The organism is Pseudoalteromonas sp. H105 (assembly GCF_001469215.1).
In the GTDB taxonomy this organism is placed as follows: domain Bacteria; phylum Pseudomonadota; class Gammaproteobacteria; order Enterobacterales; family Alteromonadaceae; genus Pseudoalteromonas.
The window spans coordinates 163,270-180,883 of record NZ_LOFH01000001.1 but is presented as its reverse complement, the minus strand read 5'-3'; the positions used below and the strand labels follow the sequence as shown (position 1 = coordinate 180,883).

Below are 17,614 nucleotides of genomic sequence, written 5' to 3'. Positions count from 1 at the left end.
TGCTTGGTTGCATCACCTTAGAGTGCAACTAGGCATTTCACAAAAAGGGAACTCTTAAACGTTATTTTGTATCAAAGCTGCCGTTTTATAAACGAATTTATATCCTCTGTAATTAGTTCAAAAACCGCATATCTTGGCTTAATTAAAGTATGTTACTACAGATACCATCAAATATTCATTAGCCCTTTTTAAAGAGAACTTGCTCGACTAGGGTAAACATGAGCAAAAAATCGGTAAAAAGTTACGCTGAATGCGATCAATAAAGCGATACTGACCAACCCATAAGGCACGTTCAAAGAGAAGTTTACGCACAAAGCTCCGAATGCATAACCCACTGTGTGTACCGTCGAAATATAGTTTGTGAATTGCTTACCAGCCTTAGAGACAATAATGTTGGTATAGGCCAAAGTTGCACTATTAAGCGCCACGAATATAAGCGCAACAAATACGCAGACAGCAAAAATATGGTTAACCACTGAACTCATTAAAGCCATAAACAATGCACCGCTTAGACTAAAAACCAGCAAATTTTCTGAATCTATTTTCTGTTTTTTAATGAAGTATAATTGAAGAAATGTACTCAAAACCGCTGTTAATGCTAGGTTTGCGGCAACCCATTTACTGACTGCCAGGCTATTATCCGCCATTATCTTAGACAGTACTTGCACGAGACTAAATTGCCCATAACACAGGCTAAATGAACAGAGTAACGCCACAAACAATACCCCCCAATGCTGATTCGTTTTTAGCACATTCGGTTCTTGTGAATCAAACTTAGGAAGTGTCGGCGTTGCCAACAGTACAAATACGCCCAAAATTAGCGGCAATACGAATACCCATAGCGGTGAAAAAAGTAATAAACCGATACAAACAATAGGTGTTAAGCACCTCGCTAACGTGCCGCCTAAACTGACTTTAGCTAAAGCGCCAATACTATTATTTGGAAAAAGATGTAATGCACTGACTTGCAATTGAGGAACAATCCCACTGCTAAATAATCCATGTATCACACGGCTTACAATAAAGACTGCCAGCATTAGCTCAGTGGATAACGTTGTATGCCCTACCCATAGAAACAAAAGCAGCAGATTACTCAAGATAAACCCTGTACAAGCTAGCTTAATAACACGCGTACAGCCCTTTTTTTCAACTCGTTTTGCCCACAATAGGCTTGAGAATAAAAATAAAAATGATCCACCCGCTTGCCAATTCACAAGCACCTCATAGGGCACCTGCATTACATCTGCTAATAATGGCAAAACGACTAACGCAATTTGTTGACTCACTCCTAATAATCCACCGCCCACTATTAACCAAATAACATGTTTACTCATAAGTTCCCAAAATAACGCCAAATTTCTATTGACACAGTAATGCAAACCCTTATCATTCGCAATAACTTTATGTTCTAAGGATTCAGACGTGTTAAATAAAAGTTTTAGTTGGTCAAGCTTTGTAAACGCCTACTTGCGTGAAAATACTCAATGGGCACTTACCCATCATGAGCAAGGAGTCAAAGCAATTCGCATCGACCTTGAGAATCAACGCTATATTCTCTTTCCACTTCATTACTTTTCTAAAGTGGGTATTCACGGGTTTACAGGTGACATTCTGCTGTGTAAGCAAGGTAAAAATGCGCCCATTAAATTTGAGAAAGCATTAGCCCTGTTAGTGCAAAATGCAGATAACATTGCCGTTTTCTCTCAGACACACATTAATGAGTTTATTGCTCAAGCGCTTCAAAGCCAGCACTTTATTAAGGCATCTTTAAGCGCTCACCCCGGACTTAAGCATTTGAAAACGGGACCTTTGAACTTTATTGAGGCTGAGCAAGGGTTACTCGCTGGACATAACTTTCACCCTGCAGCAAAAAGTCGTCAACAACTAACCGATGACCAATGGGCAAAGTATAGTCCGGAATTTGCCGCGAAATTTCAGTTGGTATGGTTACAAGTGTCTAGAGAAGTCATGGTTGGAGAAGCAGACGAGGATTCGCTTGATGCCTATTTATCCACTTTGATTTCTCAAAGTGCCCCTGCGCTACTAACCAAAAACAACCACACCCATGCTGTTATTCCAATGCATCCTTGGCAATGGCAGCATTTGAAAACTCTTTCGAGTATTCAAATGCTGTTAAATGACAAGCTAGTTGTCGAATTGGGCGAGTACGGTTTAACATGGTCTGCAACCTCATCCGTTCGCGCTATTTGCCAACCAGACGTTGCATTTCAACTTAAGTACTCTTTAAATATCAAACTGACCAATTCAGTCAGAATGCTCTCTGTAAAAGAGTGTAAGCGTGGTCTACGTGTTTTTGATGCATGCCAAACAAACATTTATAAAGAATGGCAAGCTCATTACCCTGAATTTAATGTGCTTCAAGAGCCTGCTTGGTGCGGCTTATGCTTCAATGGCGAGATCATTGAAGAGAGCATCTTCTTATTTAGAGAGAATCAGCAGCTTAATCAAAAAAATGAAAGCCTGGTTCTAGCAACACTCTGTCAGTTACCAATCGACAACGATCACCACCTATTGCTTGAGCAACTTAATCAGGTAAGTAAATATAACCGAATCACATTGCAAGAAGCCGCAGAACGATGGTTTAAAGCCTTTAGTGAAAAAGTCATTTTGCCGCTTTTTGACCTGCAAGCAAACTTGGGTTTAGTATGCCTTGCCCACCAGCAAAATATTGTCATTGAATTTGAGCATGGACTACCTTGCAAAACGTTTATTCGTGACTGTCAAGGTTTTGGTTTTTCAAAATTAGGCATTGCGCAATTCAATGCACACTGTAAAGACATTACCTATGAAATTGAACATCATTGGAGCCAAGATCAAATAGCACGTTACTTCCCCTATTACGTTATTATCAATAGTAGCTATGCGGTTATCGCGGCGCTAAGCATGCTAGGGTTTGGTAACGAACAATCATGGTGTAACAAACTTCACAATACATTATCCAGTATTGCCGACTCAGCAATCGACTCACTTTGCCTGCAACAAGTACTTAAGCAATCTCACTTTCAATGTAAGGGTAATTTTTACTGCTATTTAACTGGCGATAACGAAAATACCATTGAAGACCCTGCGGTTATTTATTTTGACATGCCTAATTTAGTGGCTCAAACCGAACGGCAGGAAGACTAACATGCTTTTAAACCACCCATTCTCCGTTGAAAAGTCAGCTTATGGCGTATTTAATCATGCCAATAACATAGCCCTTCAAGGTGAAGTCTGTTTTGGTCACTGTTTTGTCGCTGATTACGATGGAAACATTCAATCTGTAGCGCAGTTAATTGCTCTCATTGATGGGCTTTTTTTCTTAAATCCGTATATAAAACACGTGCAATTACCTAAATCAATATGGCACACATCGACTGCATGGCAGGCTTTTATCCGTGCTTTTCATACCGAAAGCTTTTCGCGGCTCGAATTTTACACTCACCCTATCAATGGTTTAAACGAAACAAAAAGACCGTTTTTTAACGGTACGTACTCAGAAAGGGCCTGCCCTCAGCGCTTAATTAACTTAACAGGTGAAGTCTATCGCCGCTTTGATTACGAACTAGGTCAATTTATTAGTTTTAAAGTGGCGGATCCTAGTGCAGATTTGGGGCTGTTTTATCAATGGATGCATGATCCTCGCGTGAGCGAGTTTTGGGAAATGGACCAACCTAAAGAAACACTCAAGCGTTATTTGGCAGATAAACTTACAACCCCCTATCACTTGCCGTTAATTGGGTATTTCAACGATGTACCTTTTGGCTACTTTGAAGTGTATTGGGCAAGCGAAGACCGAATCGCACCTTATTATCCTTGGCAAGCACACGACAGAGGGTTGCACCTTCTCGTTGGTAATGATGCCTTTAGAGGCACACGCTTTTTCAAAGCATGGTGTAAAGCCATTACCCACTTTATGTTTTTAGATTGCCCACACACGCAAAAAATTGTACTGGAGCCAAGGTATGACAATCAAAGGCTCCTTAATCAAATAACCAAGCTTGGATTTATTAAGGAATATGAATTTGAGTTTCCTCATAAGCGCGCTGCGCTTATCTCAATCGAAAAAGTTAAATTCTACAAGGAGAATTTTCAATGTTAGATCTAGCAGGGATCGGAATTGGTCCATTTAATTTAAGTATTGCCGCGCTATTAAACGAAACTGATGAGCTCAATTACCGTTTTTTTGATAACAAACCCCGATTTGCATGGCACCCAGGTTTACTTCTACCTGATGCCCACATGCAAACGTGTTATTTAAAAGATTTAGTCACTGCAGTAGCGCCGACCAGCAGAGTTAGCTTTCTCTCGTACTTAGTCGATAAAAAGCGTTTTTATCGCTTTTTATCCACCGACATTGGCATGATCAGCCGAACTGAGTTCTCTGACTACATGGCATGGGCAGCAAGCAAACTTGAGAACCTAAATTTTGATGATGCCGTTACGGCCATTGAATACGCAAATGGTCAGTTTGTCATTAAGGCTAACAGTGGCGATTACACGGCAAAAAACATCTGTTTAGGCACAGGTAAAAAGCCATATGTGCCCAGTGAATTCACCTCACAACTTGGTGACAATGTGTTTCATGCTTGCGAGATCATGAGTAGAGACATTGATTTAACGGATAAACGAGTCGCCGTCATTGGTGGCGGACAAACGGGTGCTGACATTGTCTTAAATACACTGCAGCAACATTGGGGAAAGCCTGAATCATTATATTGGATCTCTCGCCGCCCTAACTATCAGCCACTCGATGAAGCTACGTTTACAAACGAATTCTTTACACCGCAATACACCGAATGCTTTTTTGATTTACCTGAACTAAGTAAAAAGCGCGAGGTTAAAGCCCAAAAACTTGCCAGCGACGGTATCACAACAGAGTGCTTGAAACGGATCTACCAATATTTATATCAACATTTTGAGGTTAATGGTGAGCAGAAGTGGGTTCACCTATTACCAAATCGAACAGCTCAAGGACTCTCACCTATTGGCAGTGGCTTTAGCGTGCAGTGTCACAACTCATTAAATCAAAGTGACGAAATCATTAATGCTGATTATGTCATTTTAGCGACGGGCTTTGAATCTGCTCTGCCTAACTACCTTGAGCCTTTAAAGCCACTCCTGCATTTAAATGACGATGGCGGATTACAGCTTGATAGCCATTTCAATATTAAATGGAAACACCAAAATAAGAACCAAATTTACGCAGTAAACGCGGGCCTAAATAGCCATGGGATCGCTGAACCGCAATTGAGCTTAATGGCTTGGCGAAGTGCAACAATCATTAATCATTTAGCTGGAACAGTCCTGTTCGATTTGAGCGAAACCCAAAGCTTTATTGATTGGACGTTACCTAAATCATCACACCCTTTATCTTTAACAACGGCAGTTTAAATAACCATGCAAATAAAAAAACACACCCTTACTTTATTAGCCTCAAGCCTATTATGTGCATTCAATTCATACGCTGCATTAGAGGCTCAGACACAAGTCGAAGACACGCTCGAACGTATTCTTGTCACTGCGAATCGAACAGAACAAAAAATATCTGACATTGCAGGGACTGTCTGGCTCGTTGATTTGGACGATCTTCAATCACAAATAAATGCTGGCCATGACTTTAAAACATCATTAGCGCAACTCATTCCAAGCCTTGATTTAGCCAGTACAACACGCACTAACTATGGCCAAAACATGCGCGGGCGCCAAATGGTGGTAATGATAGATGGTGTATCATTAAACTCTTCACGTGGTATTAGTCGCCATCTTGATGCTATTGACCCATTTAATATTTCGCGTATTGAAGTACTCTCTGGTGCTACTGCTATATACGGTGGGGGCAGTACCGGTGGTGTTATTAACATTATTACTAAACAAGGAAATGAAGATAACGCATTAAAAGTTGGATTTGTATCAGGCTTTGCAGGCAGTGATGATTTTGATACAAACTTGGCGGGGGCATACGGCTTTGCTAACAAACACACCAAAGGCCGTATATCAATTGCCTACAACAAAACTAACGCCATGTATGATGGTGATAGTGAAGCCATCATTATGGACACAACACAAAGTGGGCTTCAATACAGTGATAGTGTAGATTTAATGGCCTCTTTATCACACCAATTTACACATAACCAATCTCTATCAGTTATGGTTCAAAAGTACAAAAATCAAAGCGACGGTGAGCATGGTTTGTATTTTGGTCCAAATACTAATGCGCTATTTGGTGATATGACAGGTGTAGAAATACGCAAAGGCCTAGAATCAGATCATACCCCAAAAACAGAACGTACATTAATAAACCTTAACTATGTAAATAAAGACCTTTTTTCGCAGACTTTAAATATACAAGCATTTTTCCGTGAAGAAATTTTTGATTTTTATCCTCGCCCTCGCTTAAGTAATAATGCTATTTCAAGTTTTTCTAGCTCAGAACAAAACACCGATGCTCATGGTTTTAAAGTCGTTATGTCTGGTAAAACAGATAAATTGACATACGCATACGGCTTTGATTATGACAGTGAAGAATTTGACGCTTTACAAACCTACTACGATACAGATATTGCGCAAAATTCGGGTGGGCTAGTAATGAAGGCACTTTACGCAGTTGACCGTTATCCAGGCTTTGAAGTGGACGCAAGTGCGGTGTTTGCTCAAGTGCAGTATCAATTATTTGATAATTTAGCGCTTGCCGCTGGCTATCGTCGACAGACAATGGAAAACACTGTTTATGACTTTGTCGGCACCAATGCAGCCATAAAAGTTAAAACCGGTGCAGCCTCATCCGCTCAAGCTATCAAAGGAGGCAGTACTGACTATGACGTCAATCTATTTAACTTTGGTTTAGTGTTTGATGTGAATGATAATCAACAAATCTGGTTCAACTCTGCTCAAGCATTCGAGCTACCAAATGTGGCAAAATACTATGGTAAAGGCAGTTATGAACAAACAGCAAACAGCACGGTATTATCATTGGTAGAAGGCAGCGTAGTTGATGTAAATAACTCAGCGCTATCAGGTATTAAAACGGATTCCATGGAGCTTGGCTGGCGTTTTAATGACGGCGCACTTCGCGCGCAAATGGCCGCTTATTACAGTACCTCAGATCATAAAATTTCATACAACTCAAAAACCTTGCTTATTTCTGTGTCTGATTCTAAAACACGTACGCAAGGGGTTGAAGCTCAGCTTGATTATGATGTAGACAACGCATGGCAAACGGGTTTATCAGCACACTTCATCACAAAAGAAGCTGAAAACACTGAAGGGGCGTGGGAAAAAGTAACGGTCACCCAAGCTTCAAGTTCAAAATTAACCAGTTATGTAAGTTGGCAGAAAGAGGATCTCAACCTTCGTTTGCAAAGCAAAACAATGTTTGATTTAGAAGATGATGCCAATAAAAAGATTGACGGTTATACACTATTAGACCTGACAGCAAGCTATCCTCTGGCACAGGGCCAAGTGTACTTCTCTATTAATAACGTGCTAGATAAAACCTACACAACACAATGGGGTAAACGTGCAATTTATTTCTACAGCCCAAAATATGGCCCGGAAGCTTTGTATGATCATAAAGGCCGTGGCAGAAGCTTCGCGTTAACTTATCAGTATAACTTCTAAACAACATATACGTAAGCCAACTTCAAAGTCATACGCCGCCTAGTGCGGCTTATGGCAAGGCTAGTTTTACTTACCTTATGGCGTTAAATGCCCCCCATACCAAAAGAGTTTTAGTCTTTGAAAATTTGAGAAAGCTAGATTTTATCTAAAACTCATGTAATAGTCAGTTCACTCTTTTAAAAATAATAATAATAGATACCCATAGACTTTAGCCGTCTATACATTTAAACTTCCTTCTTTGCGCCGATTTGGTCTTTGGCTTGCGGGCGCTGTTGAATTACTTATCATTTTGATAAGAAAACAACTAAATGCTGCTAAAAGAAGGATGTTTTGGCTGCGCTAATTGTTTATGAGTTATCTAACGAGGAATATGATGCAGCCATCATTGAATAAAACTAAAGCAAAGTTATCTTTGTTGCCCCTACTTACTTTTGTGGCCCTATTTTTAGGTGCTGGTTTGTATTTGCAATCACAAGGGGTCGATTACGCTTTCTATCAATTACCTGCCCCTGTTGCGATTTTACCCGCTATTATGCTGGCGTTTATCCTAAATAAAAACACCATTAACCACAGTGTAGAAACCTTTATAAAAGGCGCTGGGCATAACAACATTATTACAATGTGTTTGATCTACCTACTTGCTGGTGCTTTTTCTGCTGTTGCAGGGGCAACCGGCGGTGTTGATGCTGTTGTGAATGCAGGTTTATCGCTTATACCCCCAGCTTTATTACTGCCTGGCCTATTTTTAATTGCCGCGGTTGTATCAACAGCTATGGGTACATCGATGGGCACTATTGGGGCAATCGGTCCTATTGCCTATGCAGTATCAATGAAAACGGGTATCGACCCTGCTTTAATGGCAGGCACTATCGTATCTGGTGCAATGTTTGGCGATAACTTATCCATCATTTCAGATACTACCATTGCAGCTACACGAACTCAGGGCTGTGAGATGAAAGATAAGTTTCGTGAAAACTTAAAAATTGCATTACCCGCAGCCATTTTAACTATCGCATTACTCGTCTTTTTAACCCCAGCTGCGCAGGCGGTTGAAACAAAAGAATATGACCTATTATTAGTGTTGCCTTATGCCTTTATACTTGTACTTGCCGTAATGGGTTTTAATGTATTTGTTGTTTTATTTAGCGGCATCATTTTTGCCGCGCTTATGGGCTTTACGGGGAGCTATGAAGGTGCAAGCTTCGTAAAAGACATCTACAAAGGCTTCACTGATATGCAAGAAATTTTCTTACTTTCAATGTTTATCGGTGGCTTATCTGAATTTATTCGCATTAATGGCGGGCTTGATTACTTAGCAGGCAAAATTCAAGCGATTACAAAGATCATTGCAAAATGGCACAGAAAAGTGGCAGACCAGCTGGGTATTGCCGCACTTGTGATGACAAGCAACTTGTGTATTGCGAATAATACTGTATCCATTATTGTTGCAGGTCCTATCGCTAAAAAGTTGGCTAACGATGGTAAAATTAGCGGTAAACGTTCTGCAAGTTTATTGGATATCTTTGCCTGTGTTACACAAGGCTCTTTGCCTTATGGCGCTCAAGCATTGTTACTCGGTGCTACCTTCAAAATTAGCCCTTGGGAAGTGTCAACATCTTCCTACTACTGCTTCATCTTAGCGTTTACTGCCATTACAGTTATTTGCCTAAGACGTAATAAAGCCGATATTTAGTCTCAATTTAGTCGCAGATACACTCAACTTTGAGTGTATCTGCTATAATCTCGATTAGAAATAGCAAACATTTAAATTCGAGATTCTACTTTGTATAAAACCATTCTTTTAGCTGCCATCTGCGTAGTCTGTAGCTCAGGTCACGCAGCCAGTTGGAGCAACACCTCATTACACCTTAACAAAGGTGACTTTAAAAACCCCTTCACTGGGCAAAAATCAACCACGACCATCGCTTCACTTCAGCATGCTTCTGGTTATGATTATGGTGATAACTTTTTCTTTATTGATTACATAAATGATGCCACTGATGATGGCTATCAAGACAAAGATTTTTATGGCGAATGGTACTCTACATTCAGTTTATCGAAGATTTCAGGCAATGATATGTCATACGGTGCAATTGCTGATATTGGTTTAACGGCAGGATTTAACGCCGCTGGCGACTCTAAAGTATTAAAGTATTTACCTGGCGTAAAGGTGAATTGGCAAGCCCCGGGGTTTAGCTTTTTATCGACGTTAGTTACTGCTTACGTTGACGATAATGACGGCGTTGAGCGTGGTGGCGCACCAAGCGAAACCAACAGTTGGATGCTCGATATTGCATGGGGCTACCCATTTTCAATTGGCGCGCAAAAGTTTAACGTTACCGGGCATATTGAATATATTGCCGCGCGTGAGAATGAGTTTGGTGAAGATGTAAAAGCGTGGGTGCTAGCACAACCTATTATCACATGGGATTTAGGTAATGCGATGAGCATGAAAGAAAACACGTTGCTAATAGGTCTTGAGTGGCAATATTGGCATAATAAACTTGGTACCGATACGAAAGAGTCCGTGCCACAATTACATATAGAATGGACGTTTTAATAAACGACTGTCACGTTAAAAAGGCGTAATATTGGTGTATTACGCCTTTTTAAGTTTTTGCTGTTGAACTTTATAACACTCAGTTAAAGGCAAATTTAAAGTTTACATGCAGGGTTTTTGCCCGCTTTGTTTGCGCTATTTTTAGCCGTCATTGCACCAGACATACTGGCTTGTAATTCTTTGATACGATTACCAGGTGCGGGATGGGTCGACATAAATTCAGGTGTTGCACTGCTCCCTGCTTGACTCATATTTTGCCAAAGTGTCACTGATTCTTGTGGATTGAATCCTGCTTTTGCCATCAAGTCTAAGCCGATAATGTCTGCCTCTGATTCATGTGAACGACTAAACGGTAAAATAACACCAAATTGAGCACCCAAACCGAGCCCTTGCATTATCTCGTTACGGTATTTTACATTACCCATATCAAGAGCTGCACTGCCTACTTGCATACCCGTTTGTAAAAGTGAGTTTTGTGAAACGCGCTCATTCGAATGCTCAGCGATAACATGGCCGACTTCATGACCAATAACCGTTGCTAGTTGGTGTTGGTTTTTAGCCACATTAAGCAACCCAGTATGAACACCGATATACCCGCCTGGTAGTGCGAAAGCATTGGCCGAGTCCTCTTCAAACACGACAACTTCCCAGCTCTGGCTTGCATATTGCTTTGGTAAAACAGCAATTACATCTTTTGCGATACATTTAACATAAGCATTAATTGAAGGGTCACTATTTACTTTTTGAGTTTGCTTCATTTGCGCAAAGCTCTGCTGACCCATTTGACTCATTTGCTGATCACTATACAAGGCAATTTGTGTGCGACCTGTTGGTGATGTTTTACAACCAGCTAACACGGCAGTGGCAAGTACCGCTAACATTAGTTTTTTCATTATCTTTCCTAACTAATAATCCATCTATTCGTATGCAGATTAATATAGCAAATAACACCATAACTTAATATTACTAATCAAATGGCTAAGAACACGTTCTAGAAATTAAAAATGTAACGAAACTATTCATTACCTATCGTATTTCACACCTCACTGATACAATGCGCACCAAATTCTGTTTTCGAGTAGCGCATGCAAATACAATCTTCTCTCCTTAACAAGCGTATCTTACTCCCTCTTTTAGCGAGTATTGTTGCCATTACCCCGCTCGCAATCGACATGTACCTACCCGCGATGCTAATTATTGCAAACGACCTCAATACAAGTATGCCAAATGTACAAATATCGCTTAGTTTGTATTTAGCCGGATATGCATTAGGGATGCTTTTTTTTGGCCCTATTGCTGATCAAATCGGACGGCGTGTATTAGCAAAACTCGGATTAGCTTTGTTTGGTTTAAGCTCCCTAGCCTTAGCATTTTGCAATGACATACACCTATTTTGGTTTTTACGTGTTGTTCAAGCTTTCACCGGCGCAGCAGCAACTGTGGTTGTGCCGGGTATTATTCGTCATATATATCAAAAAGACACGGCTAAAGGTATGTCTTATGTATCTATGATCATGATGGTAGCACCGCTTGTGGCACCTACCGTAGGTTCAATGATAATGGGGCTGTCACATTGGCAAACGATCTTTATCGTACTTGCTAGTTATAGTTTTACTATTTTAGCCCTGACTCAAAGGTTCTTAATTGATATCCCCATCTTTAAAAGTCCCCTATCAGGTTTTGCATTATTTTTTGATAGTTATAAAACTGTGTTTAAAAATAAAAATGCGCGCGCTGACATAGCCAGCTCCATGTTTGTTTCTTTTGGCTTTTTTTGCTTTTTAACTGCTGTGCCCTTTGTTTACCTTGATTACTTTGCTGTATCTGAGCAATTATTTGGTTTGCTATTTGCTTTTAATGTAATGGCGCTGATGTTTGGTAACTTTTTAAACACGCGGTTAGTACCACGCATTGGTTCTCGTAAGATGCTTTATTACGGACTGTTTGTGGGCTTTTTGGCGGGGAGTGCTTTATTATCTTTTAGTGTGCTGCATTTATCGCTGTATTTTATAGTTGCTGCTATTGCACCTCTTATGATGAGCCTAGGTATTATTGCCAGTAATGCAGATGCCCTTATCTTGATGCAGTTTGAAGAAAAATCGGGGACAGCAACAGCCGTCATCGGCACTTTACGCTTTGGCAGCGGCGCCCTTGTTGGACCGATTTTAGCGCTAATGCACGCACAAAGTGCCGTGCCCTTTTCAAGTTTAATGTTCAGTGCGTTAGTTCTGACTTTACTTGCTCAAATGTGGCACAGAATGCAGTGCAAAAAAAATGCCCGTAACTAACGGGCATTTTTTTAAATCTATTAGATTACTCAGCGGCTTTAGATACCATAACCATTGCTGGGCGTAATAAACGACCATTTAAGGTATAACCTTTTTGCATCACGGCTAATACCGTATTTGGCGACACATCGTTACTAGGCTGGATAGACATCGCTTGATGGAACTCAGGGTTAAACTGCTCACCTTGCGGGTTTACAATTTCAACACCAAACTTAGCAACCGCATCATTGAAGCTCTTCACTGTCATGTCAATGCCTTCAAGTAACGGCTTGAGTGTTTCATTTTCTTTATCTGAGAACTCAATTGCTCGCTCTAGGTTATCAATCACTGGAAGTAGTTCATTAGCGAACTTTTCAAGAGCAAACTTATGCGCTTTTTCAACATCCTGTGCCGCACGACGGCGGATGTTTTCAATATCAGCTGCAGCGCGAACAACACCGTCTTTTTGATCATTGATTGTTTGCTTCGCCGCTTCAAGTTCTGCGTAAAGCATAGCAATTTCAGCTTCAGGGCTGACTTCTTCAGCTTCATGCGCATCAGCAGCTTCTACTGCCGCTTCGACATCAGCTTGCATTTGCTCTAACTCTTCGTTTAATTCTACTTCTTGCTCTGGTGATTTTGTCTGCTCAGACATAATAAACGTACTCCAATTCTTTTCAATTGCGGTAATTATGGGGATTGAATAAAAAGATTCAAGAGTCTGATGACTCGATTAGTTTAAATTCTTGTATGATTGCTTCAATTTGCGCCGATTTTGGACAAATAACACAAAAACGACTTTGATATTCTTGATTTTGAAAATAAGGGACACTAATCACCATTAATTCAGAACAATCTGCAAATGGCAGCTGCTCTGAGTTAAGAACAGAAACACCATTCTTAAACGCCAATTTATCTTCAACATAGTTTAAAAATGACACCCCTATATTCAAACTTTGTTGGCAATCCATTTGTTTGTATAAATAATTTTCACCCACAACAATACTGTTATCTGAACCCAACTTTTGGCTCAATTCCCGCGTCCACTGAGTCAATGAATCATGACAATTCCGAGGCGCCGTATTTGCCATTGCTTGCATGCGATACAAGCCTTCCATCAGCGTTTGTTGACTAAATACCGTGTTTAACCAAGTGGCAAACTGATATCGCACAGCGTCTGATGCATCATCAGGTTTGTGAATACAAATGTTATGACTTTGCCCTACTCTATCTATTAGTAAGATTAACCAGTCATTACTATCAAAATCGAGTACTTCTACTCTGAAAACATGCTGTGAGCGCACTTGCGGTAAACCGACACAACAACAGACCTTGAAACGTTGACTTATATCGTGGGCTAATTCTACTAATTTTGACTGGGCGGGATGCCAATATTGAGCAATCTCGTTTAATGCAAAAAACTCCGTTAACCAATATTCAAAACCTGCATTGGTTGGCACGCGTCCAGCTGACGTATGAGGTGAGTACAATAAACCCACTTTTTCAAGCCGAGACATCGCATTACGCACAGTGGCCGAGCACACTGCCATTCCTTTTTGCTTCGCTATTTTGCTTGATGCCACGGGCAGGCCTTCACCGTCACAGTACAAACTCATAACGGCGGAAAATATTTGCTGATCTCGAGGATTTATATTCATATTATCTACATCTTGCTGCATAAAACATATATCGGGGCAAAGAGAAGTTATTTCAAGGCTCTGAGGTTTCCAATTCACTCATTTTTAAGTACTCTAGCGTTATTGTAATTATTTGCGTGAATACCATGGAATCACCTTTTAAAACCATAGGCTTAATAGGAAAAGTAAATCACGATGGCGCAACGGCAACATTAATACGCCTTTACACTTTTTTAAACGCATTAGGCTTTACTGTTATTGTTGAGCAGCGTACTGGACAGCAGATAGCTGATATTCCTAAAGACAAACTCGTTAAGTTAATTGAACTTGGGGAGCAAGCAGATTTAGCAATTGTTGTCGGTGGTGATGGTAATATGTTGGGTGCAGCTCGCGTGCTTGCACGCTTTAATGTCGCGGTTATTGGTGTAAACAGAGGGAATTTAGGGTTTTTAACTGACCTAAACCCTGACGGATTCGAAGCTAGCCTGGAGCAAGTGTTAAGCGGTCAATATATCGAAGAAAATCGTTTCTTACTAGAAGTAGAAGTCTATCGCCATGCTGAACTTAAAAGTGCAAACTCCGCGGTAAACGAAGCCGTATTACATGCTGATAAAGTAGCGCATATGATTGAATTTGAGGCGTTCATTAATGATGCCTTTGTTTTTTCTCAGCGCTCTGATGGTTTAATTGTTTCAACACCCACAGGTTCAACAGCTTACTCATTATCTGGCGGCGGACCCATTTTAACGCCTGAATTAAATGCTATCTCATTGGTTCCAATGTTTCCTCATACCTTGTCAAGCCGCCCTTTAGTTGTTGATGCTGATAATGAAGTTCGACTGAAACTAAGTTTAGAAAACACAGATAGCTTACAAGTAAGCTGCGATAGCCATGTTGTGCTGGCTGTTTTACCTGGCGATGAAGTGGTAATAAAAAAAGCCGATAAAAAACTCAGGCTTATTCATCCAAAAGAATACTCTTACTACCATGTTTTGCGTACAAAGCTAAATTGGGGCAGTCGTTTGTATTAATTTTATTGCGCTAACCCATACTTTAGCGCAAAATATCATGCCATATATAATCACATAAAACAGGAATGTTTATTAGCGATGACTTACGTTGTATTTTTTGCTATTTTGTTATTAATAACATTACTCGGTACATACCTTGTAATTGAAAATAACCGTCGTAATGCACGTGAAGCAGAAAAAAAGCTGTTTAATAACCGTGTGGCAGAAGTCACAAATAATTTAAAAGTAAAGTTAAATTATTTTTGTGAAGCTCATGTATTAAGACCTAAGTATATTCCTCGCCTTCAAGTTATAGCCAGCAACTTTTTTGTTGTGCAACCTCATAGTGATGAGAACTTATTGTATTTAGAGGGCATAGTTGAATCCTTTATATCCACTGTAAATAGTGAACTAACAAAGTCATTTGTAACCGGTGAACGAGACAAACTCGCAGACCAACTTTCTTTATTTGTTGCAGAATTACCGTATGCAGGCATTGAATATAACCACGCTTTTTATTACGAAATATTACCTTCTTTAATAAAAACTTTAGAATCACCAGATATCAGTAATGAACCAGACATCATTGAAAAAGAGGATGATAAAGAGCAAGATGACTCTCAGTCTCACTCATTCACACAACAGTTAAATGTTGGCTAACGTGTTAAACCACAGAATGCGTGAAACGTTCTGTGGTTACTCCTTTATTTTTCCTCACTGTATTCAAGTTCTCTCTAATCTCCTCCCTCTTATTTTTAATAAAATATAAATTTCATTTGCAAAAAAACAAAACACTGTATAAATTAACAGTTATATAACTGGATGGATAAACAGTATGCTAATTGGACTCGAAATTAAAAATTTTGCCATTGTAAATAGCCTAAGCACAGAGTGGTATAGTGGGATGACCGCCATTACAGGTGAAACTGGTGCAGGTAAATCTATTGCTATTGATGCATTATCATTGTGTCTTGGCGAGCGCGCTGATGCGTCTGCTGTTCGCCCAGGTACAGAGCGTGCTGAAATAAGTGCCCATTTTGATATTGCCAGCCTTCCTAATGCCACTCACTATTTAGAACAACAACTGTTAACCAATGATGAGAACGAATGCTTACTGAGACGTGTTATTTGTAAGAATGGTCGCAGTAAAAGTTATATAAATGGCACCCCAGTTACCGCCACACAACTCAAAGAGTTAGGCCAGCATTTAATTTCGATTCATGGTCAGCATGCGCATCAATACCTTTTAAAAGCAGACCACCAACTCAATTTGTTAGATGCCTATGCAGGCCATACAGACTTGGTCAACACTGTAAAGCTACGCTATAAAGAACACCAAAATCTACAGAAAGAATATTCTACTTTGGAACAAGCGCAACAACAGCAAGCAGCACAAAAACAGCTGTTAGAATACCAAGTAGCCGAACTTGACGAGTTTGCTTTGCAAGATAATGAATTTCAACAGATTGAAGCAGAGCACCACAAATTAAGCCACAGCCAAACAATTCTTGAGTCATGTCAACGTGAGTTACAACACTTATATGAAAGTGATGATCAAAATGCATGTTCAATTTTGCAGCATAGTGCACAACGCTTTGCAGAATTAGCGCATTACGACAATAGCTTAACGAGTGTAGCTACTTTGTTAGAAGAAGCCGCAGTTCAAGTAGAAGAAGCCAGCCGTGAAGTTAGAAATTACGCCGATCAAACGGAACTCGACCCTAGTCGGCTACTCGAAGTAGAAGCACGTTTAAGTGGTGCGTTAGATTTAGCCCGTAAACACCATATAAAACCCGAAGAACTTGTCGATTTTCATCAATCGATTAGTAATGAATTAGAAAGCATTAGCAATAATTCATCACGATTAGAACAATTAGAATCAGCTATCATTTTGTCACTCGACCTTTATAAAGAAGCTGCGAGCATATTAAGTGAAAGCAGAATTAAAGCTGCCGCTGACTTAAATATACTTATCAGCCAAAGTATGGCTAATTTATCAATGGAAAACGGACAGTTTGAGATTGCATTAAATCAAGAGCCAACCCGTGCACCTAATAGCCTTGGCTTTGACTCGATTGCATTTTTAGTTTCAACCAATCCTGGCCAACCTTTACAAGCATTGTCAAAAGTAGCATCGGGTGGCGAACTCTCCCGAATTAGCTTGGCGATTCAAGTTATCATTGCGCAAAAAGTAACTACACCAACACTTATTTTTGATGAGGTGGACGTCGGTATTTCTGGCCCTACAGCGTCTGCAGTAGGAAAGTTATTACGCCAATTAGGTAAATCAACACAAGTTATCTGTGTGACGCACTTACCCCAAGTGGCAAGCTCTGGCCATCAACAGTTTTTTGTAGCTAAAGAAATTGCGCATGGTGAAACGTTTACCCATATGAAATCCTTAAATAAAGATGGCAGGATTGATGAGATAGCAAGGCTGCTTGCTGGTGACAACATCAGTAAAATGGCCAAAGCAAATGCTAAAGAACTGATTTCTGCACATCGCTAGCACTTACAGGC

The 17,614-nt window shown here is 40.1% G+C and carries 14 protein-coding genes; 10 read left to right on the top strand and 4 right to left on the bottom strand.

Features of this window, described 5'->3' with window-relative positions; all coding sequences use genetic code 11:
* Window positions 1-188: 188 nt before the first annotated feature.
* Complete coding sequence (locus ATS75_RS00790) at window positions 189-1,334, bottom strand: MFS transporter (RefSeq protein WP_058558527.1); 1,146 nt, start codon at window positions 1,332-1,334, stop codon at window positions 189-191.
* Window positions 1,335-1,422: 88 nt separating this feature from the next.
* Between ATS75_RS00790 and ATS75_RS00785 the strand changes: the two genes are divergently transcribed.
* From ATS75_RS00785 to ATS75_RS00760, 6 genes are all read left to right on the top strand, one after another.
* Window positions 1,423-3,147, top strand: coding sequence for an IucA/IucC family protein (locus tag ATS75_RS00785; protein ID WP_058558526.1), 1,725 nt, complete (start codon window positions 1,423-1,425; stop codon window positions 3,145-3,147).
* 1 nt (window position 3,148) lies between these two features.
* Complete coding sequence (locus ATS75_RS00780) at window positions 3,149-4,102, top strand: GNAT family N-acetyltransferase (RefSeq protein WP_058558525.1); 954 nt, start codon at window positions 3,149-3,151, stop codon at window positions 4,100-4,102.
* A complete protein-coding gene (locus ATS75_RS00775; RefSeq protein ID WP_058558524.1) occupies window positions 4,096-5,394 on the top strand; it encodes a lysine N(6)-hydroxylase/L-ornithine N(5)-oxygenase family protein in 1,299 nt (432 codons plus the stop codon). The genes ATS75_RS00780 and ATS75_RS00775 overlap by 7 nt, the downstream gene beginning before the upstream one ends.
* Window positions 5,395-5,400: 6 nt before the next feature.
* The gene (locus ATS75_RS00770; protein WP_058558523.1) at window positions 5,401-7,620 is read left to right on the top strand and encodes a TonB-dependent receptor; all 2,220 of its coding nucleotides are present in this window, start codon (window positions 5,401-5,403) and stop codon (window positions 7,618-7,620) included.
* A 373-nt stretch (window positions 7,621-7,993) separates the two neighbouring features.
* Window positions 7,994-9,313 (top strand): Na+/H+ antiporter NhaC family protein, encoded by a 1,320-nt coding sequence (locus ATS75_RS00765; RefSeq protein WP_058558522.1) that lies wholly within the window; start codon window positions 7,994-7,996, stop codon window positions 9,311-9,313.
* 90 nt (window positions 9,314-9,403) lie between these two features.
* Window positions 9,404-10,180: an outer membrane protein OmpK gene (locus tag ATS75_RS00760; RefSeq protein WP_058558521.1), complete on the top strand. Its 777-nt coding sequence runs from the start codon at window positions 9,404-9,406 to the stop codon at window positions 10,178-10,180.
* A 95-nt stretch (window positions 10,181-10,275) separates the two neighbouring features.
* Here ATS75_RS00760 and ATS75_RS00755 read toward each other — a convergent pair whose 3' ends face one another.
* Window positions 10,276-11,073: a M48 family metallopeptidase gene (locus ATS75_RS00755; RefSeq protein ID WP_058558520.1), complete on the bottom strand. Its 798-nt coding sequence runs from the start codon at window positions 11,071-11,073 to the stop codon at window positions 10,276-10,278.
* Window positions 11,074-11,265: 192 nt separating this feature from the next.
* On the opposite strand from ATS75_RS00755, the gene ATS75_RS00750 reads away from it, so the two are divergent.
* Complete coding sequence (locus ATS75_RS00750; protein WP_058558519.1) at window positions 11,266-12,468, top strand: Bcr/CflA family efflux MFS transporter; 1,203 nt, start codon at window positions 11,266-11,268, stop codon at window positions 12,466-12,468.
* Window positions 12,469-12,493: 25 nt separating this feature from the next.
* Here the strand turns inward: ATS75_RS00750 and grpE are convergent, their stop codons facing one another.
* A complete protein-coding gene (gene grpE / locus ATS75_RS00745; protein WP_058558518.1) occupies window positions 12,494-13,102 on the bottom strand; it encodes a nucleotide exchange factor GrpE in 609 nt (202 codons plus the stop codon).
* 58 nt (window positions 13,103-13,160) lie between these two features.
* Window positions 13,161-14,126: a hypothetical protein gene (locus tag ATS75_RS00740; RefSeq protein WP_058558517.1), complete on the bottom strand. Its 966-nt coding sequence runs from the start codon at window positions 14,124-14,126 to the stop codon at window positions 13,161-13,163.
* 104 nt (window positions 14,127-14,230) lie between these two features.
* Between ATS75_RS00740 and nadK the strand changes: the two genes are divergently transcribed.
* The 3 genes from nadK to recN all read left to right on the top strand — a co-directional run bounded on the left by nadK (window position 14,231) and on the right by recN (window position 17,603).
* On the top strand, window positions 14,231-15,115 hold the full coding sequence (gene nadK / locus ATS75_RS00735; RefSeq protein WP_058558516.1) for an NAD(+) kinase: 885 nt from the start codon (window positions 14,231-14,233) through the stop codon (window positions 15,113-15,115).
* Between the two features lie 78 nt (window positions 15,116-15,193).
* Window positions 15,194-15,754: a hypothetical protein gene (locus ATS75_RS00730; RefSeq protein WP_058558515.1), complete on the top strand. Its 561-nt coding sequence runs from the start codon at window positions 15,194-15,196 to the stop codon at window positions 15,752-15,754.
* A gap of 175 nt (window positions 15,755-15,929) precedes the next feature.
* Window positions 15,930-17,603 (top strand): DNA repair protein RecN, encoded by a 1,674-nt coding sequence (gene recN / locus ATS75_RS00725; protein WP_058558514.1) that lies wholly within the window; start codon window positions 15,930-15,932, stop codon window positions 17,601-17,603.
* The last annotated feature ends 11 nt before the right edge of the window (window positions 17,604-17,614 follow it).

What these genes read in the sequence shown, in the direction of transcription:
- ATS75_RS00790 (WP_058558527.1), bottom strand. Translation starts at nt 1,334, where the DNA reads ATGAGTAAACATGTTATTTGGTTAATAGTGGGCGGTGGATTATTAGGA.
- ATS75_RS00780 (WP_058558525.1), top strand. Translation starts at nt 3,149, where the DNA reads ATGCTTTTAAACCACCCATTCTCCGTTGAAAAGTCAGCTTATGGCGTA.
- ATS75_RS00775 (WP_058558524.1), top strand. Translation starts at nt 4,096, where the DNA reads ATGTTAGATCTAGCAGGGATCGGAATTGGTCCATTTAATTTAAGTATT.
- ATS75_RS00770 (WP_058558523.1), top strand. Translation starts at nt 5,401, where the DNA reads ATGCAAATAAAAAAACACACCCTTACTTTATTAGCCTCAAGCCTATTA.
- ATS75_RS00765 (WP_058558522.1), top strand. Translation starts at nt 7,994, where the DNA reads ATGCAGCCATCATTGAATAAAACTAAAGCAAAGTTATCTTTGTTGCCC.
- ATS75_RS00755 (WP_058558520.1), bottom strand. Translation starts at nt 11,073, where the DNA reads ATGAAAAAACTAATGTTAGCGGTACTTGCCACTGCCGTGTTAGCTGGT.
- ATS75_RS00750 (WP_058558519.1), top strand. Translation starts at nt 11,266, where the DNA reads ATGCAAATACAATCTTCTCTCCTTAACAAGCGTATCTTACTCCCTCTT.
- grpE (WP_058558518.1), bottom strand. Translation starts at nt 13,102, where the DNA reads ATGTCTGAGCAGACAAAATCACCAGAGCAAGAAGTAGAATTAAACGAA.
- ATS75_RS00740 (WP_058558517.1), bottom strand. Translation starts at nt 14,126, where the DNA reads ATGCAGCAAGATGTAGATAATATGAATATAAATCCTCGAGATCAGCAA.
- nadK (WP_058558516.1), top strand. Translation starts at nt 14,231, where the DNA reads ATGGAATCACCTTTTAAAACCATAGGCTTAATAGGAAAAGTAAATCAC.
- ATS75_RS00730 (WP_058558515.1), top strand. Translation starts at nt 15,194, where the DNA reads ATGACTTACGTTGTATTTTTTGCTATTTTGTTATTAATAACATTACTC.
- recN (WP_058558514.1), top strand. Translation starts at nt 15,930, where the DNA reads ATGCTAATTGGACTCGAAATTAAAAATTTTGCCATTGTAAATAGCCTA.